At 68.3% G+C, this 21,345-nt stretch carries 21 protein-coding genes; 11 read left to right on the top strand and 10 right to left on the bottom strand.

The features are described from left to right. Nucleotides 1–83 precede the first annotated feature (83 nt). The gene (locus tag A5780_RS29720; protein ID WP_064910491.1) at nt 84–695 is read left to right on the top strand and encodes a CoA pyrophosphatase; all 612 of its coding nucleotides are present in this window, start codon (nt 84–86) and stop codon (nt 693–695) included. Between the two features lie 15 nt (nt 696–710). On the opposite strand, the gene A5780_RS29715 is transcribed toward A5780_RS29720, so the two are convergent. The 4 genes from A5780_RS29715 to A5780_RS29700 form a co-directional block, all read right to left on the bottom strand. After that, nucleotides 711–2,642, bottom strand: a complete 1,932-nt coding sequence (locus tag A5780_RS29715; protein WP_064910489.1) for a M3 family metallopeptidase — start codon at nt 2,640–2,642, stop codon at nt 711–713. A gap of 71 nt (nt 2,643–2,713) precedes the next feature. Then, nucleotides 2,714–3,619: a hypothetical protein gene (locus A5780_RS29710; RefSeq protein WP_064910487.1), complete on the bottom strand. Its 906-nt coding sequence runs from the start codon at nt 3,617–3,619 to the stop codon at nt 2,714–2,716. A 76-nt stretch (nt 3,620–3,695) separates the two neighbouring features. After that, entirely contained in the window at nt 3,696–4,328 is a 633-nt protein-coding gene (locus tag A5780_RS29705) for a phosphatase PAP2 family protein (protein ID WP_169812410.1), read from the bottom strand. Next, nucleotides 4,325–5,587 (bottom strand): epoxide hydrolase family protein, encoded by a 1,263-nt coding sequence (locus A5780_RS29700; protein ID WP_082856994.1) that lies wholly within the window; start codon nt 5,585–5,587, stop codon nt 4,325–4,327. Before A5780_RS29700 ends, A5780_RS29705 begins: the two co-directional genes overlap by 4 nt. 102 nt (nt 5,588–5,689) lie before the next feature. Between A5780_RS29700 and A5780_RS29695 the strand changes: the two genes are divergently transcribed. Then, nucleotides 5,690–6,259, top strand: coding sequence for an ABATE domain-containing protein (locus tag A5780_RS29695; RefSeq protein ID WP_063013880.1), 570 nt, complete (start codon nt 5,690–5,692; stop codon nt 6,257–6,259). Between the two features lie 78 nt (nt 6,260–6,337). On the opposite strand, the gene A5780_RS29690 is transcribed toward A5780_RS29695, so the two are convergent. From A5780_RS29690 to A5780_RS29665, 6 genes are all read right to left on the bottom strand, one after another. After that, complete coding sequence (locus tag A5780_RS29690; protein WP_064910485.1) at nt 6,338–7,282, bottom strand: alpha/beta hydrolase; 945 nt, start codon at nt 7,280–7,282, stop codon at nt 6,338–6,340. An 84-nt stretch (nt 7,283–7,366) separates the two neighbouring features. After that, entirely contained in the window at nt 7,367–7,750 is a 384-nt protein-coding gene (locus A5780_RS29685; RefSeq protein WP_064910483.1) for a hypothetical protein, read from the bottom strand. Nucleotide 7,751: 1 nt separating this feature from the next. After that, a complete protein-coding gene (locus A5780_RS29680) occupies nt 7,752–8,912 on the bottom strand; it encodes a thiolase (RefSeq protein WP_064910481.1) in 1,161 nt (386 codons plus the stop codon). Nucleotides 8,913–8,979: 67 nt separating this feature from the next. Then, nucleotides 8,980–10,167: an OB-fold domain-containing protein gene (locus A5780_RS29675; RefSeq protein WP_063013872.1), complete on the bottom strand. Its 1,188-nt coding sequence runs from the start codon at nt 10,165–10,167 to the stop codon at nt 8,980–8,982. 22 nt (nt 10,168–10,189) lie between these two features. Then, a complete protein-coding gene (locus A5780_RS29670) occupies nt 10,190–11,404 on the bottom strand; it encodes a CaiB/BaiF CoA-transferase family protein (protein WP_063013870.1) in 1,215 nt (404 codons plus the stop codon). Next, complete coding sequence (locus A5780_RS29665; protein WP_064910480.1) at nt 11,404–12,882, bottom strand: aldehyde dehydrogenase family protein; 1,479 nt, start codon at nt 12,880–12,882, stop codon at nt 11,404–11,406. The genes A5780_RS29670 and A5780_RS29665 overlap by 1 nt, the downstream gene beginning before the upstream one ends. A 202-nt stretch (nt 12,883–13,084) precedes the next feature. On the opposite strand from A5780_RS29665, the gene A5780_RS29660 reads away from it, so the two are divergent. From A5780_RS29660 to A5780_RS29620, 9 genes are all read left to right on the top strand, one after another. Then, complete coding sequence (locus A5780_RS29660; protein WP_063013866.1) at nt 13,085–13,891, top strand: TauD/TfdA family dioxygenase; 807 nt, start codon at nt 13,085–13,087, stop codon at nt 13,889–13,891. Further along, the gene (locus A5780_RS29655) at nt 13,888–14,592 is read left to right on the top strand and encodes an SDR family NAD(P)-dependent oxidoreductase (protein WP_063013996.1); all 705 of its coding nucleotides are present in this window, start codon (nt 13,888–13,890) and stop codon (nt 14,590–14,592) included. The genes A5780_RS29660 and A5780_RS29655 overlap by 4 nt, the downstream gene beginning before the upstream one ends. A 46-nt stretch (nt 14,593–14,638) precedes the next feature. Further along, complete coding sequence (locus A5780_RS29650) at nt 14,639–15,499, top strand: mycofactocin-coupled SDR family oxidoreductase (RefSeq protein ID WP_030517539.1); 861 nt, start codon at nt 14,639–14,641, stop codon at nt 15,497–15,499. A gap of 11 nt (nt 15,500–15,510) precedes the next feature. Beyond that, complete coding sequence (locus A5780_RS29645) at nt 15,511–15,702, top strand: ferredoxin (RefSeq protein ID WP_030517538.1); 192 nt, start codon at nt 15,511–15,513, stop codon at nt 15,700–15,702. 10 nt (nt 15,703–15,712) lie between these two features. Next, nucleotides 15,713–17,089, top strand: a complete 1,377-nt coding sequence (locus A5780_RS29640; protein ID WP_063013864.1) for a cytochrome P450 — start codon at nt 15,713–15,715, stop codon at nt 17,087–17,089. Between the two features lie 52 nt (nt 17,090–17,141). Further along, on the top strand, nt 17,142–18,803 hold the full coding sequence (locus A5780_RS29635; protein ID WP_064904825.1) for a zinc ribbon domain-containing protein: 1,662 nt from the start codon (nt 17,142–17,144) through the stop codon (nt 18,801–18,803). 263 nt (nt 18,804–19,066) lie between these two features. Beyond that, nucleotides 19,067–19,963: an alpha/beta hydrolase gene (locus tag A5780_RS29630; RefSeq protein ID WP_197521913.1), complete on the top strand. Its 897-nt coding sequence runs from the start codon at nt 19,067–19,069 to the stop codon at nt 19,961–19,963. A gap of 7 nt (nt 19,964–19,970) precedes the next feature. Then, a complete protein-coding gene (locus A5780_RS29625) occupies nt 19,971–20,492 on the top strand; it encodes a DoxX family protein (protein WP_064910478.1) in 522 nt (173 codons plus the stop codon). Between the two features lie 29 nt (nt 20,493–20,521). Beyond that, nucleotides 20,522–21,340 (top strand): NAD(P)-dependent oxidoreductase, encoded by an 819-nt coding sequence (locus A5780_RS29620; RefSeq protein ID WP_064910476.1) that lies wholly within the window; start codon nt 20,522–20,524, stop codon nt 21,338–21,340. Nucleotides 21,341–21,345 lie beyond the last annotated feature (5 nt).

The raw sequence follows: 21,345 nt of genomic DNA, 5'->3' as shown, positions 1-21,345 counted from the left end.
CACCCGGCACCGAGGGAAGCGGGATGCGAGGCGGCTTCGGGGCGAACCGGGCTGCCGCGGCATCCTGATGACAAGATCGAGGGATGAGCGTGCAGAACTTCCGGGACCTCGCCGCATTACGCCTGCGCGAGTTCGGCTTCCGAACAACTCCGGATGCGCCCGGAATGCGCCGCGCGACAGTCGTGCTGTGCGTACTCGAACACGACGGGCACCCCTGCGTGATCGTGATCAAACGGGCCTATCGCGGCCGCAACGCCGGTCAGTGGGCGCTGCCCGGCGGGCGGGTCGACGGTGACGAAAGCGCGATCGCGGCGGGGTTACGGGAATTGCACGAGGAAGTCGGCCTGGTCGCCTCGCCCACCCATGTCCTCGGCCGGCTCGACGATTTCCCGGCGGCGTCCGGTTTCGCGATCACTCCCATCGTCGTCGCCCTCGACGATCCCGGTGCCCTCGACCCCAACGCCGACGAGGTGCACGCCGTTCACTTCGTTCGGCTCGACCGCCTCGCCGCCGACGAGGTGCCGCACTGGGTCGACCGGAAGGACGGCTCCCGGCTGCTGCAACTCAGGATCGGCGACTCGATGACCATTCACGCACCGACCGGCGCCATACTGCTGCAATTCCGCGACGTCGTGCTCCTCGGCCGCGAAACCCGGGTGGCGGACCTGCTGCAACCCGACTGGACGCACAACTGACGACGTACGCCCCGTTCACGACACCGTATGCGGCGTGGGTGCACGGTCCAGCCAGGCCGCGAACGCGTCGAAGGTGAAGGGGCGTCCGAGGAAGTCGGCCACCGAATCCGCCGCGTCGCGCGAACCACCCGGTGCCAGGATCCGGTCGCGGTAGCGTTGCGCCACAACGGGATCGAACACGGCGCCGGCGTCGAACGCGGAGAACAGATCCTTCGCGATCACCAGGCTCCACAGATAGGTGTAGTACGCGGAGGTGTAGCCGGCCAGGTGCCCGAACGAGGCTTGGAAATGGGTCTGCGGCACCTCGGCGATTCCGCTGTGCCGCGTCACGGCATCGACGACCACCGGGTCGTGGTCGGCGGGCCTGTCCTGGTGCAGCAGATAGGACACCTCGGTGTAGCCGACCTGTGTGAGGACCGAAACGCCCTTGCCGAATTCTTTCGCCGCCCGCATGCGGTCCACCAGTTCGGCGGGGATGGGCGCCCCGGTCTCGTCGACGGCGAAGGTGGCGAGAACGGTTGCGTCCCACGCCCATTCCTCCAGCATCTGCGACGGGGCCTCGACGAAGTCCCATTCCGTGGCGACCCCGGAGAAGCGCGCCCAGTCCTGGTGGCCGCCCACGACGTGGTGGATCAGGTGCCCGAACTCGTGGAACAGCGTGACGACGTGCTGATGTTCCATCAGTCCGCGCGAGAAGTTGCACACCAGCACGCCCTCGGGCAGGAGTTTTCCGGCGACACCGCCGACGAGGTCGAATTGCGCGGCGTGCTTGTATTTGCCCTCGCGGGGATGCAGGTCCAGATAGATCCGCCCGCGTCGTTCACCGTCGGCGTAGACGTCGTAGACAGTGACGTCCTCGTGCCAGCGCGGGACGTCGACGGGTCGATACTCCAGTCCGAAGAGGCGGCCGGTGACTTCGAGCAGACCGGCTCGCACGCGCGGGAAATCGAAGTAGCGGCGCACCTCCCGGGCGTCGACGTCGTACTGTTCGCGGCGCACGAGTTCGGTGTAGTAGCCGACCTCGGAGCGATCGATGCTCGTGGCGGTGGGCTCGTCCTCGCGGCGCCGGGCCAGCAGTGTCTCGAGATCGCGCCGGCCCGCGGCGTCGGCGGCGCTCGCGATGCGCTCGATGAATTCCGCGATGGCGTGCCCGCTACCGATCATCTTGACGTCGGCGTCGTAATCGGGCCAGCTGTCGAAGCCGAGCAGCCGTGCCTTCTCGGCACGAAGATCCAGGATCTCGTGCAGCACAGCGTCGTTGGCGGGCCAGCCGCGGCTCTCGAACGCCACGGTGAGGGCGCGGCGCGCCTCGGCGTCCCGGGCGTAGGTACGGAACGGCAGATAGTCCGGATAGTCGGTGGTGACCGTGACGAGTCCGTCCGCCCCGGGCGGATGCGCGGTGACGAAATCCGCTGGCAGCCCGTCGAGTCGGCCGGGTGAGACCTGGATCGAGCGGACGTCTTCGCGGATGGTGCGGCCGAATTCCTGTTCCAGTACGGTGAGCCGCTCGGAGATCGCCCGGAGCCGGTCCCGGGTCGGCTCGTCGCGGTCCACACCGCTGCGCCGGAAATCGCGCAGGACATGCTCGCGCATGCGCGCCGACACCTCGTCCAGGCTCGCGGAGTCGGTGGCGGCGACGATGTCGTAGAGATCGCGGTCGAGATCGCGCGCGGTCCGGGCTCGATCGACCTCTTGCACCAATTCCTCGGCCGGTCCGCGCACCCCGGGGTCGGGGTGGACTTCGGCGAACAGGTGCGCGGCCGAATCGGCCCCGCGCAGCGCGATGTCGGCGTCGTTCCACAGTTCGAGCACGCCGGCGGTGTCGGCGGGTGTCGCGGCCTTCAGCTGCGCCACCGTTTCCGCCGCGGTCCGCAGCCGGCCGCGGACGTAATCGCCGAGCCAGTCCGGCCACTCGGCCGAGGGCAGTGCAAGCGGTTCGCTACTCATGCCCCGACTCTAACCGCGGCCGGGATCTCCGGGACCTCGGGAAACCGCCACGTGCCGGCCGTGTGCGGGAACTACCCGAAGTAGGAGGCGTATTCGCCGAACGGGACCTGCCCGGTGGGACTGGCCTTCATGGCGTCGACCACGGGGCCGGGAATGGGCGCCCAGTAGGCGGGCATGGCCGCCGCCGAGGCGGGTTTCAAGATGTAGATCAGGGCGAAGTTCACGATCCACAGCGGCGGCGCCATCGACATGCCGACCACGGTGCTCGTCTTTCCCTCTGTGTTGGTGACCAGCTGAGCCGCACCCGAAATCTGTTGCGCCACAAACCCGTAAGCGGCCTGCACCGTGTAGGCGGACCGGTACAGCGCGACCACACTCCGGGTCGCACCGTTGTCCCGCAACCAGTTACCGACATAGCCGCCGGGCGCGATCAGGGTATTCACCTGCCGTGTCGGCGCGTCCGCGTTGGCCGGGCTCTCCAGCATGCCGCTCGGATTCACATACAACCCGTAACCGGCCAGGGTCGAGGGCGTACGTTGCCCGCCGACATCGGAATAGAGCGGTCGGCCGACCGTATTGGTGAGGATGTCGACGCACGCGTTGATCACATTCGCCGCGTCCCGGTTGCCGCCGACTCCCCCACCGCTGCTCAAATCCTGATACTGCTGATCGGTCAACGCATCGGCGCGGTCGAGCCCGATCTGCGCGGCGATCCGATCCGCCGCCGCCTCGCCGAGCGGCTGGTTCAGCTGATCCGGGCTGCTCATCCGCGTCGGCGCCACCTGCTCGTATCCGGGCGCCCCGGAGAAGGGAACGGAGAACCCGGTGTCGACAGCATTTGCCACTGGTTCGCCTGTGGCCGTCTGGGATACCCCCAGCGAGACGATGCAGAGCCCGATCACTGCCGCCGCTATGCCGATTCCGCGGTAGCCCGCTCCGCGCCGGAGCCTCGGACCCGTCAACCCTCCGCTGCGCATAAGTCAACCTCTCCGACCGTCATCATGCGAGGTGAAACGAGAATTTCCCTAGTCAAACGCTGCGGCCGACACCGTGTCAAGGTCCCGGCGGACGGTTGCCCGGAAGCCGACCGGAGGAATGCACCCGAGTGGCAACGTCGGGGGTGTCAAGGATTCCGCTCGCGGGCGCTGCCGATTTGCGGACACGTCGAGAGGCGACTCTGGCCACCATCATGACAATTCCGGCAACTGCCGCGCCCAGACCCCAACCGGCCAGCACATCCGTCGGCCAGTGCGCCCCCAGGTAGACCATCGCGATACCGATGCAGACGAGGAGCGCGGCGATGACGCCTCCCACCCAGCGCCGGTGCTCCGCCGGCCAGGGCAGGACCGAATAGGCGGTGACCGCGACAGCGGCCGTCATCGCGGCCACGGTCGAGGGCATCGAGAACGCACCGACATGAACGACCGAGACGTCCATCGGTGGGCGCTCCCGGTGGATCATATGCTTCAGAGCCCTGGCTGCCGACTGCGCCGCCACTACCGACGCGGCGATCGTAATCCCCTGCCACCACCAGCGTTTCGCGGCCACGACAACCAAGCCCACGACCCCGGCCGCGGCTATGACCGTATTGCTCATCCCGGCATCCATTGCCACCCGCGCCACCGTTGTCAAAGCCGGTGTCCTATGCAGCGAAAGCCACCGCAGGATAGTCGTGTCCAGACTCACGATGGATATTCTGCGCTGTCGCGCGAACTCGGGAGCACGCTCGATCCGCAGCGCGTGGGCAGACCGGCGGCCGACACTGCGGCCAGGCCTTCTCGCAGGTCCTTCACGAAATACTGGGGAACTTCCAGCGACGGGAAATGTCCGCCGCATTCGGGTGCGTTCCATCGGACGATCCGCCGGTACCGCTCCTGCGCCCAGGGGCGCGGGCATTTTTCGATGTCGCGGGGGTACATGGTGATTGCCGACGGGACGTCGACTCGGAGGTCGGGGTCGAGCGAGTTGTGGCTTTCGTAATAGATGCGGGCTGCCGATGCGCCGGTGCACGTCAGCCAATACAGGGTGACGTCGTCGAGAATGCGATCTTTGGAGATCGTTTCGAACGGGCTGTCGTCGGTGTCGCTCCACTCGGCGAACTTGTCGAGGATCCAGGCGAGGAGTCCGACCGGTGAGTCGAGGAGCGAGTAGCCGATGGTCTGTGGCCGGGTGGCCTGCTGCTTCGCGTATGCGGCGCGGTGGCGCCAGAAATGACGGGTCTCCTCGGCCCACCTGCGTTCGGCCGCGGTCAGCCCGTCCGTTGCCGATCCGGGCGGGGCCTCGGCGAACAGCGAATGGATGCCGAGCACATGTTCCGGGAACCTGCCGCCGAGAACCGTCGTGATGTTGCCTCCCCAGTCGCCGCCGTGGGCCAGGAACCTGCTGTAGCCGAGCCTTTCCATCAGTTCCACCCATGCGGCGGCGATCTTTTCGGTGCCCCACCCGGTGGTGGCCGGTTTGTCGCTGTAACCGAAGCCCGGTAGGGACGGGACCACGACATGGAACGCCGGCGCGGATGCGTCCTTCGGGTCTGCCAAATCGTCTACCACGTCGATGAATTCGGCGATGCTGCCCGGCCAGCCGTGCGTCAGGATCAGAGGAATCGCATCCGGGCGCGCGGATCGCCGGTGCAGAAAGTGGATTCCCAGGCCGTCGATTGCCGTGCGGTACTGGCCGATTCGATCGAGACGCTCCTCGAACGAACGCCAGTTGTATTCGGTGCGCCAGTAATTCACGACCTCGACGAGGTCGGCGAGTGGAACTCCCTGCGCCCATCGGCGGGGGCCGGACGCGCCGAGCGGGACCGTCTCAGCCTCCGGTAGCCGCGCCGCGGCCAATCGAGCGCGCAGATCGTCGAGTTCGGCGTCGGTTGCGTGGGCTTCGAACGGCTCTACGTCAGTGGAATCGGGAGTGGAAACCGGATCGAGGTGGCCGAGCGCGGACATGAGACCTCCTGGTCGTCGCGGAGCCGGCTCCGGACTGCGCGAACCGGCTAAGACGGTTCTAACATGCACTGGCGACAGGCTGCAACCAGCTAAGGTGGTTCCATGCCTGCTGGGTTTCCTGATTTCCGCCTCGGCACCGTGCTGGCGACGAGCTTCACGGGAACTTTGTCGGAGCGTCACGGTGATCCGGTGGAACGCATCCCGACGCCGCAGCGACTCGTCGATTGGCTGGCGGTGAACGAGCTGACCGTGGACTCCTGCACCACCGCCCAGCTCGAGCTGGCCCAGGAACTACGGGAGGCAATTCACGCCGCCGCGACAGCGGCCGCGATTCACGACCCACTCCCCGCACATGCCGTCCGAATCATCAACGACCGCAGCCTTCAGGGCCGGGCCACGGCAATCCTGACACCCGAGGGCACACGGCGATGGCGACTTACCTCGCCGTCCTGCGTCGAAGACGCCCTGGGCGTGATCGCCGCCGACGCGATCAACATCATCGCGGGCGAACGAGACGGAAAACTGGCCTTGTGCGCATCACCGACCTGCCGCGCCGCCTTCTTCGACACCAGCCGGAGCCGCACCCGCAAATGGTGTGACATGAACACCTGCGGAAACCGCCAGAAGAAGGCGCGCTTCAACGCCGCCCACCGCAAGGACACCCGAAGCTGAGGATACGGAAGCTCCTGCGTCGTGGCCGAACCTGAACTGCACGAGCATCGTCACGCAACGTGGTCGCAGAGACGACGATCAGCGATGCGCGCGTTCGTGAACCGTCAACCCCATCGTCGTCGCCAGCCACCGGCGAGACCGTGCGTGGAATTCGCGGGCGAGGCCCGCGCCCGGCGCCCAGCTGTCGAAACCGTGGGGCGCGCCGGGGACGACGTCGAGTTCGACCGGCACGCCCGCCGCGCGCAGACGCTCCGCGTAGGCGACGTCCTCGTCGTGGAACAGGTCGATGGTGCCGACGCCTATCCAGGTCGGCGGGGTGCCGGTGAGGTCGACGCGACGGGCGGCTACGGCGAAATCGGGCACGGTGGCGCTGCCGGGTGGGGCGGCGAGGTAGCTGCCCCAGCCGTAGCGATTGTTGTCGTTGGTCCAGCCGAGATGGCGCAGGGCGTCCAGGTCGCGGCGTGCGGCGGTGTGGTCGTCGAGCATCGGCGCGCTCAACCACAGGGCGGCCGGGCGGGAGCCGCCGTCGGCGAGAAGCCGCTGGCACAGGCAGGCGGCCAGGCCGCCGCCGGCGCTCTGCCCGCCGAGCACCACCCGCGCGGGATCGACACCGAATCGGGCGGCGTTGCGCTGCAACCACATCCATGCGATCCAGCAGTCCTGCAGTGGAGCCGGAAAGGGATGTTCGGGTGCGAGGCGGTAGTCGACGGAGACGATCGTGACGCCGAGGTCGCGAGCGGTGACCGAACAGAAGGCATCGTCCTGGACCGGACTGCCGAGAACGTATCCGCCGCCGTGAATCCACAACACCGCAACCGGCGAAGAAGTGCCCGTGGGGCGATAGACACGCAGCGGTACGCGGCCGGCCGCGAGGTGCTCGATGCGCACGCCCGCTATTCGACGGGCGGGCCGATGCGCGGCGGCCAGGCGCACCAGGCGCAATGTCCAGCGGCGGCCGATCGTCAGCGGCGGCAACCAGCGCGCGGGTCCGCGCAGTTCCGGCGCTACGAGAGACAGGTCCATCGCGATCTCCTTCTCACACCCGAACGAAACTATAGTTCGGACAGGTGTCTCACAGCGGCCGATTGCCAGGGAGCGCAGCGGCATTCACCGCGGGCAGACGATTCGCACGGACGGCGGGCGCAGAAACTGCGATCGCGCGGGCACCACCGCGAGCAGGCTCTTGCGCCGCGCGAGGGCCACCGCGTGCCCGATGGCCCCGAAGGGCAGATGCTGCCAGGTCCAGTTACAGCCGTGCGGCGCCAGCAGCATCGCCGTCTGCGCGAAATCGGCGTGTTCGACCTGTTCGGCATCGATGAACATGCCGACCATGATCGAGCTCACCAGCGCCGGAGCCAGGGTGCCGTCACAGACGACATGCACGGTGCCGTCACGGCCGACATAGTGTGCGGCCCAATCCAATACGGCACGCCGCCGGGCCACGCGCCCGGTGACGAGCGCGACGACCTCGGATTCGCAGCGCGGGGACATCTCAGCCGTGGGGACCCTCCAGAATCGTCACCGCCGACACCGCCGTGGGGCCGCCGAGGTTGTGCGCCAATCCGATTCGCACCCCGTCGACCTGATTCGCGGCATGGCCGCGCAGTTGCTCGAACAGTTCCACGCATTGCGCCACACCGGTGGCCCCCGGCGGGTGGCCCTTGGACTTCAAACCTCCGCTCGGGTTCACCGGCAGCGCACCGCCCACGCTGGTCGCGCCCGTGTCGACCAGTTTGCAGGCCTCGAAGCGGTCGGCGAAGCCGAGATCCTCGTAGCTGATCAATTCGATGCCGGTGAAGAAATCGTGCACCTCCGCGACATCGATATCGGCCGGAGTCAGTCCCGCCATCGCGAAGGCCTGTTTCGCCGCGCGCACCGTCGCCGGGAATGTGGTCATATCCCGTTTGTGCTGGTGCATCACCGAATCCAGGCCCAAACCCACTCCCCTGATCCAGACCGGCCGATCGGTGTAGCGATCCACCACGTCCTCCGCGGCGAGGATCAGCGCGGCGGCGCCGTCGCTCTGCGGCGCGCAGTCGTACACGCCGAACGGGTCCACCACCATCGGCGCGTTGAGGACCTGCTCTAGGGAGATCTCTTGCCGCAGTTGGGCCTTCGGATTCGAGACGCCGTGCCGGTGGTTCTTCACCGCGATCATGCCCAGATGCTCGCGTCCGGCGGGCGATTCGTGCAGGTAGCGAGCGACGTGCAGGGCGAAGCCGGCCGGCGCGATCAGGCCGAGCGGGTAGTCCCACGCCATATCGCGGGTCATCGCCTCCCACTCCCACAACATGTCCTTGGAGGCGGTTTCGCGGAGTTTGTCCGCGCCGATCACCAGCGCCACATCATAGGCACCGGAGGCGATGCCGAACAGGGCGTTGCGCACCGCGTCATTGCCTGTGGCACACGAATTCTCGACGCGGGTGACCGGCAGGTCCGGCACCCCGAGCACGTCGGCGAGAATGCCCGAGGGGAACCCGTCCGGGGTGCCCATCGCCCCGAACCACGCCGCCTGCAGGTCCGATTTCGCGACCCCCTTGTCCACCGACGCCGCACATTCGGCGAAGGCCATCGGCAGCAGATCCTTGATCCCGAGCGCGAAATGTTCGGCGAACGGCGTCATCCCGGCGCCGACCAGTGCCACCCGTCTCATGCCGCCTCCGTAATTCGCGGGAGCGCCCGCACCCCGGTCGGCGCCACGAGCGCTGCGCGATTATGTCTCATGCCGCCTCCGTGTCCGGCTCGAACGCGTACCCGTAGTCCGGCACTCCGGAGCGCACCGCGACCCGGCGCAGGACCATGCGGCCGCGGTCGCCGATGCGGACCGTGCCGGGGTCGGTGCCGGTGACCTTGACCAGTGCCCGCACGTCCACCTCGTCGAGTTCGACGATCACCAGCGAATACGGTGTTCGCAGACCGGGCACCGGCACGTGCACCGTCACCTCGGTGTACACGGTTCCGGTGCGCGGCAGCGGAATCAGCGTGTAGTCCGTGCTGAGCCGGCCGTCGTCACCGAGGCGATAGCGCGGCGGGAAATCCAATTCGTCGCGGCCCGGGTGGCGACCGGCCTCCCAGCGCACCTTGGCCTCGAAGGCCCGCTCGTAGGCGGCCAGCGAGATCGGGATGTCGGCACCGGGTACCGCGACCGCCTCCGGTTCGGCTCGCACCGCGGGCTCGCGCCGGTATACCCGCACCGGCCCCGCGGAGACCGTGACCCCCGACAGACTGGCCTGCTCGACCCCGACGAGCAGCCCCGTCTGTCCCCAGTCGGCCAGTGCCGCGAGGGCGAACAGGCTCGACCCGGCCCCCGTCGTCGGCAATCGTGGTGGGTCACCGACGCACAGGTGGGCCGCCTGCTCGTGGTCGACGCCCGACACGATCACCGGCGTATCCACCCACGCCGCGGCCAGCGAGGCGAGCAGGCCGCGCTCGTGCAGCAGCCGCGGATCACCGTAATCGTGGACATCGCCGGTGGCGTTGCGGGTGCGCACCGGCAGACTGCGCGCCACCCGGGCCGCGGTCCGCACCGCCAGTCCGCGCTCGGCGACCAGCGCCGCGGCCGCACCGGCCGGATCCAGGTCGACGCCGATGATCAGCGTGCGCGGGCGGGCGGAGCTGAGCGCGTCCAGTGTCGCGGGCGCGCCGCCGAGTCGTTCGATCACCTCGAGCTCGGGATCCAAACCCAGTCCGGCCAGCAGCACCGCGGCATTGCTGCTCTCCAGCAACGGCAGATCCCGGCTCACCACGACGACGCGCTCGACATACGCGGTGGCACGCGGGGCGCCCGAGAGGGCGGCCCGCCCGGCCTCCACGGCCAGGGTCACCGCGTCCTCGTCCGCGCCGGGCACACGGCCGCGCGGTCCGCCCCAGCAGGGCAGATAGGTTCCGATCGATGCGACACAGGGCATGTCAGCCTTCCTGCGGGCGAAACTACGTGATGGCGCCGGCGGTCTTGAGCGCGATGATGCGATCCCAGTCCAATCCCAGCTCCAGCAGCACTTCCTCGGTGTGCGCCGCGAATTCCGGCCCGGGCCCGGTATCGGGTGCGGCGAGATCGAATTGCACCGGGTTGGCGACCATTTCGAGGCTGCCGACCTGCACCAGGTAGTCGTTGGCGCGGATCTGCGGATCGGAGCCGACCTGCAGGCTGTCCTGCACCGGCGCCCACGGCCCGGCCATGGTGGCGAGTTTCTCGGTCCATTCGGCGAGGGTGCGCTGCCCGATCGCCTCACGCAGAATCGCCACGCCCGCTTCGGTATTGGCGGCGATCGACTCCGCCGTGGCGAAGCGGGGATCGTCGGCCAGCTCCGGCCGGTCGATGTGGCGCATGACGTCGGCCCAGAACTTGGTGGGCTGCAACATGACCAGCGAGAGAAAGCGGCCGTCGGCGGTCTCGTAGAGGCCCGACAGCGGATTGGTCGGCGCCCCGTGCGAACCGGGTGCGGGCGCGATCAGCGGCTGCCGCAGATGTGCCGACAGCGCGATGGTGTGGCCCATGGACCACAGGCCGCTGCCCAGCAGCGAGACGTCGACCACCGACGGTTCGCCGGTCCGTTCGCGTTTCAGCAGCGCCGCCGCGATACCGCCGGCCAGATTCGTGCCGGAGATGGTGTCGCCGAAGGCCGGACCGGGCGGGGAGATGAGCCCGTCCATCCCCTCCGGGGTGATGGTCGCGGCGACCGACCCACGGCACCAGAACGCGGTCATATCGAAACCGCCTTTGGTCGATTCCTCACCGCGCGGTCCCAGCGCGCTGCCGCGTGCGTAGACGATGTCCGGCTTCACCGCGCGGATGTCGTCGACATCGATGCCGAATTTGGCGCGCGCCTGCGGCAGGAAGCTGGTGAGGAACACATCGGCCGTCTTCGCCAGCTCGTAGATCACCTCGCGCCCCTCGGGGACCGACATGTCCAGTCCGATACTGCGTTTGCCGCGATTGGCGTGCTCGATATTGGGATTCGGATCGCCCTCGACCTTCAAGCGGCCGATCTGGCGCAACCCGCGCTGCGGATCACCGGTGCGGGCGTGTTCCACCTTCACCACATCCGCCCCCCATTCGGCCAGTACCGCACCGGCCGAGGGGACGAACCCGTACATCGCGACCTCGAGGACGCGGATGCCGTCCAGGGGTTTGCCGCCGCTCATCACGCCACCACCGCTGCGAAGGACTTCTGCTCGAGGAATTCCTCGATCCCGGCCACACCCATCTCGCGGCCGATGCCCGACTGCTTGTAGCCGCCGAACGGCACATCGGGATGAAAGTAGTTGCCGCCGTTGATACTCATCGTTCCGGTGCGGATGCGCCGCGCCACCGCCAGCGCCCGGTCCTCGTCGGCGGAGAACACGCCGCCCGACAGCCCGTAGACGGAGTTGTTGGCGATGCGAACCGCATCCTCGTCGTCGTCGAACGGGATCAGGGCCAGTACCGGCCCGAACACCTCTTCCTGGGCGATCTCGCTGTCCGGGTCGACGCCCGCGAGCAGGGTCGGGGCGTAGAAGTAGCCGGGGTCGACCTTCTCCCCGCCGCACACCAGTTTCGCGCCGGCCTCCACCGCGCGCTGCACCAGACCGTGCACCTTGTCGCGCTGGCGTTCCGAAATCAGCGGGCCCATATAGTTTTTCGGATCGCCCGGGTCGCCGTAGCTGACCTTGGACATGAATCCGGCGACCATCTCGGCCACCTCGTCGTGGCGCTCGCGCGGCACCAGCATGCGCGTGGTGATCGCACAGCCCTGCCCGGCGTGGCTGCAGATGCTGAAGGCGCCGAACATCGCGGCGGTGCCGAAATCGGCGTCGTCGAGCACGACCATCGCGGATTTGCCGCCCAGTTCCAGGAAGACGCGTTTGAGCGAATCGCCGGCCGCCGACATGATTTGGCGGCCCACCGCGGTCGATCCGGTGAAGCTGACGACGTCGACATCGCGATGAGTGGTCAGCGTCCTGCCCACCTCGACATCGGATCCGGACAGCACGTTCACCACCCCCGCCGGGATGTCGGTATGCTCCGCGATCACCTCGCCGAGCGCCAGTGTGGCCAGCGGCGTATCGGGGGCGCCCTTGAGCACCACGGTGCAACCGGCGGCCAGCGCCGGCGCCAGTTTCGCCAGCGCCAGCTGATGCGGATAGTTGTAGGCCGCGATCGCCGCGACCACACCGGAGGCCTCGCGCTCCACCCAGCGACGGTGCATTCGGCCGCGGTCCTCCACCTCGCCGAGTTCCTCGGTGCGCGGGTAGGTGCGGGTGAGACCGGCGAAGTATTTCACGATCTCGAACGGTGTCTCGAGCTGATTGGCGTGGGTCATCATCCGGGTCGCGCCGACCTCGGCGATGGTCAGCTCGCGCAGGTCTTCGACGTTGGCGCGCAGTGCCGCGTAGAACTGCTCCAGGCAGTGCGCGCGGAATTCGGTGTTCGTGGACCAGTCGGTGGTGTCGAAGGCCCGGCGCGCGGCCGCGATCGCCGCCTCGGTGTCGGCGATGCTCGCCTCGGGCGCGTACCCGTAGATCTCTCCGGTGGCCGGATTGAGTGAGGCGAAACTGCGCTCCCCCGCGACGAGTTCACCGTCGATCAGCATTCGTCTGGTGACGGCGCGCCCGTCGCCGGCCGTCGCGTTGCCCTGTGGCATCCCGTCTCCTCGTCTATGGAAATTCCATTCTCAACAATGGAGAATAATGTATCCGAGCAGGTTCGGCCCCAGCAATGGCCGAACGCGTCCCACCGATCGCCGCCGTTACCCGGTCACCCTCGGAACGTGCGCGAATCCAGGGAAACCTTGCGGAGAAACGCCGAGCGAGAGTACGGTTCTCACAATTGGAAGGGAGATTCTTGTGGTTGAGACGACAGCGCTGAACCCCACCATCGGAGTGGAGGTCACCGGGGTCGAGGATCTGCACGACGACACGGTGATCAGCCGGTGCCTCGAGGCCCTGAAGTGGCGCGGCGTCCTGGTGGTCCGCGGACTGCATCTCGACGACGAAGCCCAGCTGGCGTTCTGCCGGCGCCTGGGCACGGTGCTCGCTCCCGGTGGCCGCGAAATCTTCACCATCACACTGGATCCCGAGAAGAACCGGGCCGCGAAATATCTCGAGGGCACCTTCTTCTGGCATATCGACGACACCACCAACGACGTGCCGGCCAAGGCCACCGTGCTCACCGCGCGGCATGTGGCGATGGAAGGCGGCGGCACCCAGTTCGCCAGCACCTACGCCGCCTACGAAGGACTGTCCGAGGCCGAACGCAAGCGCTACGACAACCTGCGCGTCGTGCACAGCTTCGAGGCCTCCCAGCGCCTCGTGCACCCCGACCCGACCGCCGAGCAGGTCGCCGACTGGCGCCACCTGCCCACGCACGAAACGTCGCTGGTGTGGCAACGCCGGGACGGCCGCCGCTCACTGGTCATCGGCGCCACCGCCGACCACATCGTGGGCATGGACGCGGCCGAGAGCCGCGCACTGCTCGACGAACTCCTGGAGTGGTCGACTCAGCCGCGCTTCTCCTACACCCACGACTGGTCGGTCGGTGATCTGGTGGTGTGGGACAACACCGGAATCCTGCACCGCGCCCTGCACTACGACGCGAGCTCCGAACGCGAACTGCACCGCACCACGATCGCGGGAGCCGAACCGTGGGCGTGAGAACAGCGGTGGTCACCGGGGGCGGGTCCGGCATCGGACTGGCCGTGGCGAATCGGTTGCGCGCCGACGGCTTTCGCGTGGCCACTCTCGACATCAAACCCGGCGAGTCCGAATTCGACCACACCGCCGATGTCACCGACCGCGCCCAGATCGACGCCGCGCTCACCGCGATCCGGGAACAACTGGGCCCGGTGACGGTGCTGGTGAACTCCGCCGGCGCCGAAGGCTACCGCCGCTTCGCCAACCTGAGCTTCGAGCAGTGGGAACGCACCATCGCGGTGAACCTGCACGGGGTCTTCCACAGCATTCAGGCCGTCCTGCCCGATATGCGCGCCGCGCAGTGGGGCCGGATCGTCAACATCTCCTCCTCCAGCACCCATTCCGGGCAACCCTTCATGTCGCACTACGTCTCGGCGAAGTCGGCGGTCAACGGACTGACGAAATCGCTGGCCCTGGAACTCGGCCCGGAGGGCATCACCGTGAACGCGGTCCCGCCCGGGTTCATCGATACACCGATGCTGCGCAAGACCGAACAGGCCCAGCTGCTCGGCGGATCCATCGAGGACCACATCGCCCGCACCCCGGTCCGCCGGGTCGGCCGGCCCGAGGACATCGCCGCCGCCTGCGCGTTCCTCGTCTCCGAGGAAGCCGGCTACATCACCGGCCAGATCCTGGGCGTCAACGGCGGCCGCAATACCTAACCGGCGCGAAACGCGCTGAGGCACAACACAACCGAAAGGACCACCAGTGGGACGCGTGGAAGGCAAAGTCGCCCTCGTCACCGGTGCCGCACGAGGGCAGGGCCGCAGTCACGCGGTGAAGCTGGCGTCCGAGGGCGCCGACATCATCGCCGTCGACATCTGCAAGGACATCGAGACCATCGGCTATGCGATGGCGCGGCCGGAAGACCTCGAGGAAACCGAACGACTGGTGGAGAAGACCGGCCGCCGGATCGTCGCCGTGCAGGCCGACGTCCGCGATATCGCCGCGCTGCGCGACGCGGTGAAACGCGGCGTCGACGAGCTGGGGCATCTGGATGTCGTGGTGGCCCAGGCCGGCATCGCCGGCATGAAGGGCGAACCGCAGTGGCAGGCCTGGACCGACGTCATCGACACCAACCTGATCGGCGTGATCAACACCGTGCACGCCGCACTGCCGTATCTGGACACCGGCGCCTCGATCATCGCCACCGGCTCGACCGCGGCGTTGATGGATGTGGCCAAGGTCGATCAGCCCGGCAAGGATCCCGGCGGCATCGCCTATATGGTCGCCAAGCGCGGATTGTCGATGTACATGCACGAATTGGCGACGCATATCGCCGCGCGCAATATCCGCGCCAATGTCATCCATCCGACCAACTGCAATACGAACATGTTGCAGAGCGAGCCCATGTACCGCTCGTTCCGGCCCGATCTCGAGAAGCCGACCCTGCAGGACGCGCAGCCCGCGTTCCATGTGCAGCAGGCCATGCCGGTGCCGTGGATCGAGCCGGAGGACACCAGCAACATGGTGCTGTTCCTGGCCTCCGACGAATCCCGCTACGTCACCGGCATGCAGATGCGGGTGGACGCCGGCGGATACCTCAAGTGGTACGACTATCACATCTAAGGGGAGACACCGTGAAGGTTCGCGTCGATCCGGAGCGCTGCCAGGGACACACCCTGTGCGCCATGGTCGCTCCGAAGTCGTTCGTACTCAGTGAAATCGACGGCCACTCCTCGGCGGTCAGCGAGGACGTTCCCCCGGATCAGGAGGAACAGGTCCGCGAGGCCGCCCAGTCGTGCCCGGAACGAGCGATCACCATCACCTGAGAGGAACGCCGTGACCGCCGAAAACATCACCGAGGCCGGACCGGCGGACGACGAGCGGAAACAACCGCAGTACTCGTTCGACCGGTACGCCCCGGAGTATCGCGACAATTTCCTGTCCATCACCCAGGACATGCAGCAGCACTGCCCGATCGCCTGGTCGGACACCTACGGTGGCCACTGGGTCGCCGCCGGCAACCGCGAGGTGTTCGAACTCGCCCGCTGCCCCTACGTGTCCAACGATCACGACACCGCCGGGGAACGCCGTGGCTATCAAGGGATTTCGATTCCGAAACCGCCACGCGCCGCCGCCATCCGGGGCGGGATCCTGGAGATGGACGAGCCCGAGCATCGTGAACTGCGGTCGGCGCTCAACCCGTATCTGTCCCCGGCGGCGGTCAACCGCTGGATTCCGTTCATCGACGAGGTCGTGCGCGCGGCGATCGACGAGAAGATCGAATCCGGCCGCATCGACTTCGTCGACGATCTGGCCAATATCGTTCCCGCCGTTCTCACCTTGGCGATGCTCGGCATTCCGCTGAAGAAGTGGACGGTCTACAACGAACCGGTCCATGCCGCGGTCTACACCCCGCCCGATTCCCCGGATATCGAGCGGATCACCGCGATGCACCGGGAGATGGGCCTGGATCTGCTCAACAACCTGATCGAGATCAAGGAGAATCCGCGGCCGGGCATGATCGACGCGGTGGTGCGGGCGAAGGTCAACGGCGCCCAACTGCCCGACCTCGAGATGCTCGGCATGCTGGCACTGATCATCGGCGGCGGTTTCGACACCACCACGGCGCTCACCGCGCATTCGCTGGAATGGTTGTCGGAGCATCCGGACCAGCGCGAAATCCTCAGCGCGGAACGCGAGACCCTGCTCGATTCGGCGACCGAGGAATTCCTGCGGTACTACACGCCGGCCCCGGGCGACGGCCGCACCATCGCCGAGGACTGCGAGGTGGTCGGCACACGATTCGCCGAGGGCGATCGGCTGTGGTTGTCGTGGGCGATGGCCAACCGCGATCCGTCGATCTTCGAGGACCCCAACGAGATCATCCTCGACCGGCATCGCAACCGGCACTACAGTTTCGGGCTCGGGATCCACCGCTGCATCGGCTCCAATCTGGCCCGCACGGTATTCAAGCGGATGCTGCTCGCGGTGCTGGACCGGATGCCGGACTACCGCTGCGACCCCGACACCACGGTGCACTACGACACCATCGCCGTCATCCAGGGCATGCGGCATCTGCCGGCGACCTTCACCCCGGGCCCGCGGCTGGGCGAGGGGCTCGACGCGACGCTGGAGAAGTTGCAGGCGATCTGCGAGGAGCAACAGCTCGCGGCGCCGGTGACCGCCCGCAAGGAACAGGCCGACATCCACTGAGCCTCGCGCACAGCCGAATTCGCATTTCGCACCGACAAGCAGGAGGCGTGAGGTGACCACCGCGTCCGGGCGGCCGCTACCGCAACTCACCGCGCAGAACGAGTTCTTCTGGACCGCCGGCGCCGACGATCGGCTGCGCATCCAGCAGTGCCGGACCTGCGCCGAGCTGATCCATCCGCCGCAGCCGGTGTGCCGCTATTGCCGGGGCACCGAGATGGGGGTGCGGGAAGTCTCCGGTGTGGCGACGCTCATCGGCTTCACGCACAACGAGCGGTTCGGACTGCCGGGGCTGCCACCGCCGTATGTGGTCGGGCAGGTCGCGCTGGTGGAGGATCCGCGAATTCGCCTGACCACCACCGTCATCGGCTGCGACGCCGCCGACCTGGTGCTCGGTATGCGGATGGAGGTGGTGTTCGAACAGCACGAGGACGTGTGGCTTCCGTTGTTCCGGCCCACGGCCGAACAACCGGAGCCGGCACCGCTGCCGGCCGACGAGATCGACCCCGACCGCTTCGCCGAGCACGTCCGGCCTCGGGTCTCCGCCGCCAAATTCGAGGATCGGGTGGCGCTGACCGGCATCGGAATGTCCGAGATCGGACGGCGGCTGATGGTTCCCCCGCTGGCGCTGACCGTGCAGGCCTGTGAACGCGCGATCGCGGACGCCGGGCTCACGATGGCCGATATCGACGGAATCTCCTCGTACCCGGGCGGCGGGAACGTCGGCGGATTCGGTGAGGGCGGGGTGACCGCCCTCGAGTCGGCGCTGGGGCTGCGGCCGGTCTGGTACAACGGCGGCATCGAAACCTTCGGGCCGGGTGGCTCGGTGATCGCGGCGATGCTGGCCGTCGCGGGTGGACTGGCCCGGCACGTGCTGTGCTTCCGGACGGTGTGGGAGGCCACCTACAACGAACTGATCCGCGCCGGTGCGACGGCACCGCTGGGCGGTGGCCGCACCCCCAGCTGGCAGCTGCCGTTCGGGGCGACCTCCGCGGCGCACACCCTCGCCCAGAACGCGCAGCGGCACTTCCATCGCTACGGCACGACCAAGGAGACGCTGGGCTGGATCGCGCTGAACCAGCGTGCCAATGCCGCGCTGAATCCCACTGCGGTGTACCGGGATCCGCTCACCATGGACGATTACCTGTCGGCACGGCCGGTGACCAGTCCGTTCGGCCTCTACGACTGCGACGTGCCCTGCGACGGCGCGGTGGCGGTGATCGTCTCGGCCGCCGATGCCGCTGCCGATCTGGCCAAACCCCCGGTGTACGTGGAGGCCGTGGGCACTCAGATCCTGGAGCGGGTGGAGTGGGACCAGAGCACCCTCACCCACGAACCGCAGGTGCTCGGGCAGTCGGCGCATCTGTGGTCGCGCACCGATCTGCGGCCCGAGGACGTCGACGTCGCCGAACTCTACGACGGCTTCAGCTTCAACTGCCTGTCCTGGATCGAGGCACTGGGCTTCTGCAAGATCGGCGAGGCGAAGGACTTCCTCGACGGCGGTAAGAACATCGCGCGCGACGGACTTCTGCCGCTCAACACCCACGGCGGGCAGCTCTCGCACGGACGCACCCACGGCATGGGCCTGATCCACGAGGCGGTCGCCCAGCTGCGCGGTGAATGCGGGCCGCGTCAGGTCGCCGGCGCGCGGGTGGCGGTCACGAGCAGCGGTGGGTTGACTCCGAGCGGCGTGCTGCTGCTGCGGAGCGAGCGATGACCGCGGCCGCGGAGCAGCCCGCCCCAGCAGCGAGCCGGCCCATCACGCCGGCAGCGAAGCAGACCGGCACGCCGGAGGCGGACGGCCGGCTGCCGGCAGCGGCGGAGCACCATCATGCACGGACCGCGCGGCATCTCCATGTGGCGGCCGCGACACCCCGCCCGAGAGCACAGCACAGCGCGTCCATACCCATCGCTGCCGCGTCCGACGGACTGCCGCATCTACTCGGTGCACACCGTTCCTCCACGGCACCGGAGCGGGTGGTGACCGAGGCAGGCGGGATCGCGGTGTCGGGACTTCTGATGCGGGCGCGAGAGCCGCGTGCGGTGCTGGTCGCGCTGCACGGCGGCGCTACCACCTCGGTCTACTTCGACTGTCCGGGACACCCCGAGTTGTCGCTGCTGCACACCGCCCGCGACCTCGGCTTCACCGTGCTGGCGCTGGACCGGCCGGGCTACGGTGCGTCGGCACCGCACGCCGATCGGCTGTGGGATCCGCGGCGGCGCGTCGACCTGATGTATTCGGCGGTGGCACAACTGCTTCCCGAGGCGCGCGATGCGGGCATACTGCTGATCGCCCACTCGGCCGGGTGCGAGCTGGCCCTGCGGATGGCCGCCGACGATCGCGGCCGCGACCTGCTGGGCCTCGAAGTAGCCGGTACCGGACGCGAATACAGCGCCGCGGCCGCGACGATGTTGTCCGGGCCGCACGGGCCCGGTGCGCGACCGCGTGGACTCAACGAACTGCTCTGGCAACCGGCCCGGCTGTATCCGCCCGACCTGGTCGGCGGCGCGGCGATCGCCGCGAACGGACCCCGGCTGGAAGCGGCGACCGTCACCGACTGGGCCGATACCGAATTCCCGGCCCTCGCCGGTCGGATCCGCGTGCCGGTGCGCTTCACCCTCGGCGATCACGAACGGGTGTGGCGCAACGACCCGGACGGGATGGCGCATGCCGGCACGGCGTTCACCGCGGCGCCCCGAGTGGTACTCAACCGGCAGCCGGGCAGCGGGCACAACCTGAGCGTGGGCCGTTCCGCGCGCGCCTACCACCTGGGGGTGCTGGCCTTCGCCGAGGAGTGCCTGCTCGCCGCCGGTGACGGGTTCTCCTGCTCTGCAACCCAATTCGACGGGGCCGACGGTACGCGGCCCGGAAGGTGAGGCGAAGATGGATGTCGCCGACGTGGCACTGCTGCTGTTGCGCCTGGTGGTCGGCGCGACCATGATCGCGCACGGCTACAACCATTGGCGCGGCGGTGGTCGCATCGACGGGACCGCCCGCTGGTTCGCCGGGCTCGGGTTGCGCAACGGCATCCTGCAGGCCTGGCTGAGTGTCGTCACCGAAATCGGTGCGGGCGCATTGCTGATCGTGGGCCTGTTCACGCCGCTGGCGTGTGCGGCGATCATCTCGGTGATGCTCGTGGCGGGGCTGCTGGCGCATCGCCCCAACGGATTCTTCGTCTTCAAGGAGGGCTACGAGTACGTGCTGGTGCTCGCGGTCACCGCCTTGGCCACGGCCATGCTGGGCCCCGGATGGCTCTCGCCCGACCACGCCACCGATATCGAGGTCGTGGGCTGGGCGGGCGGTGCGATCGCGGCGGGGGTGGCCGTGGTCGCGACGGCCGGGCTGCTGGCGACCTTCTGGCGTCCGGCACCGGCTCCCGCGCAGCAGCCGGAAACCACGGCGTGACAGCGGCATTCGACGGAAGAGGTACGGATATGCGAGTCGGATTCATCGGATTGGGCAGTCAGGGCGGCCCCATGGCGCGGCGCATCATCGCGGCCGGATATCCGACGACGCTGTGGGCCCGCCGGGCCGCCACCCTCGAGCCGTTCGCGGAGTCCGGCGCGGCGACCGCCGAGACGCCGGCGGCACTGGGCGCCGGCAGCGATCTGGTCTGTGTCTGCGTGGTCGGCGACGACGACGTGCGCGAGGTCCTCACCGGCGAACACGGCGTGCTCGCGGGGATGTCCGCGGGCGGTGTGGTGGCCGTGCACAGCACGGTACATCCCGACACCTGCCGCGAACTTGCGAAAACCGCTGCGGTGCAGAACATCTCGCTGATCGACGCGCCGGTCAGCGGCGGCGGGCCGGCGGCCGAGGCCGGGCGGCTGCTGGTGATGGCCGGTGGTGACGCCGAGGTCGTGCAGCGCTGCCGGCCCGTATTCGACAGCTACGCCGACCCGGTGGTGCATCTCGGCGAGGTCGGCTCCGGACAGGTCACCAAGCTGCTCAACAATCTGCTGTTCACCGCGAACCTCGCGACCGCGATGAGCACCTTCACCCTGGGCGCGGGCCTGGGCGTGGATCCGGCGCGGCTGGGCGAGGTGATCGCGCACGGCACCGCGAACAGTTTCGCGCTCGGGCGCATCGTCGACGCCGGGGTGAGCCTCGATCGGCTGGCCCAGTACGCCGGTGCGCTGCTGCGCAAGGACGTCTCCCTGGTGGCTAGCCTGGCCGATGCGGCGGGGGCCGATCCCGGCGTCGTCCTCACCGCCGCGGACGCCACCCTGGCGCTGATGAATCAGCGGCGGTGACCGGG

It is taken from the genome of Nocardia sp. 852002-20019_SCH5090214, from assembly GCF_001665865.1.
Lineage (GTDB): Bacteria > Actinomycetota > Actinomycetes > Mycobacteriales > Mycobacteriaceae > Nocardia > Nocardia nova.
This window is presented reverse-complemented; position numbering and strand designations above follow the sequence as displayed.

What these genes read in the sequence shown, in the direction of transcription:
- A5780_RS29690 (WP_064910485.1), bottom strand. Translation starts at nt 7,282, where the DNA reads ATGGACCTGTCTCTCGTAGCGCCGGAACTGCGCGGACCCGCGCGCTGG.
- A5780_RS29720 (WP_064910491.1), top strand. Translation starts at nt 84, where the DNA reads ATGAGCGTGCAGAACTTCCGGGACCTCGCCGCATTACGCCTGCGCGAG.
- A5780_RS29700 (WP_082856994.1), bottom strand. Translation starts at nt 5,587, where the DNA reads ATGTCCGCGCTCGGCCACCTCGATCCGGTTTCCACTCCCGATTCCACT.
- A5780_RS29620 (WP_064910476.1), top strand. Translation starts at nt 20,522, where the DNA reads ATGCGAGTCGGATTCATCGGATTGGGCAGTCAGGGCGGCCCCATGGCG.
- A5780_RS29670 (WP_063013870.1), bottom strand. Translation starts at nt 11,404, where the DNA reads ATGAGCGGCGGCAAACCCCTGGACGGCATCCGCGTCCTCGAGGTCGCG.
- A5780_RS29665 (WP_064910480.1), bottom strand. Translation starts at nt 12,882, where the DNA reads ATGCCACAGGGCAACGCGACGGCCGGCGACGGGCGCGCCGTCACCAGA.
- A5780_RS29710 (WP_064910487.1), bottom strand. Translation starts at nt 3,619, where the DNA reads ATGCGCAGCGGAGGGTTGACGGGTCCGAGGCTCCGGCGCGGAGCGGGC.
- A5780_RS29625 (WP_064910478.1), top strand. Translation starts at nt 19,971, where the DNA reads ATGGATGTCGCCGACGTGGCACTGCTGCTGTTGCGCCTGGTGGTCGGC.
- A5780_RS29695 (WP_063013880.1), top strand. Translation starts at nt 5,690, where the DNA reads ATGCCTGCTGGGTTTCCTGATTTCCGCCTCGGCACCGTGCTGGCGACG.
- A5780_RS29715 (WP_064910489.1), bottom strand. Translation starts at nt 2,642, where the DNA reads ATGAGTAGCGAACCGCTTGCACTGCCCTCGGCCGAGTGGCCGGACTGG.
- A5780_RS29685 (WP_064910483.1), bottom strand. Translation starts at nt 7,750, where the DNA reads ATGTCCCCGCGCTGCGAATCCGAGGTCGTCGCGCTCGTCACCGGGCGC.
- A5780_RS29675 (WP_063013872.1), bottom strand. Translation starts at nt 10,167, where the DNA reads ATGCCCTGTGTCGCATCGATCGGAACCTATCTGCCCTGCTGGGGCGGA.
- A5780_RS29680 (WP_064910481.1), bottom strand. Translation starts at nt 8,912, where the DNA reads ATGAGACGGGTGGCACTGGTCGGCGCCGGGATGACGCCGTTCGCCGAA.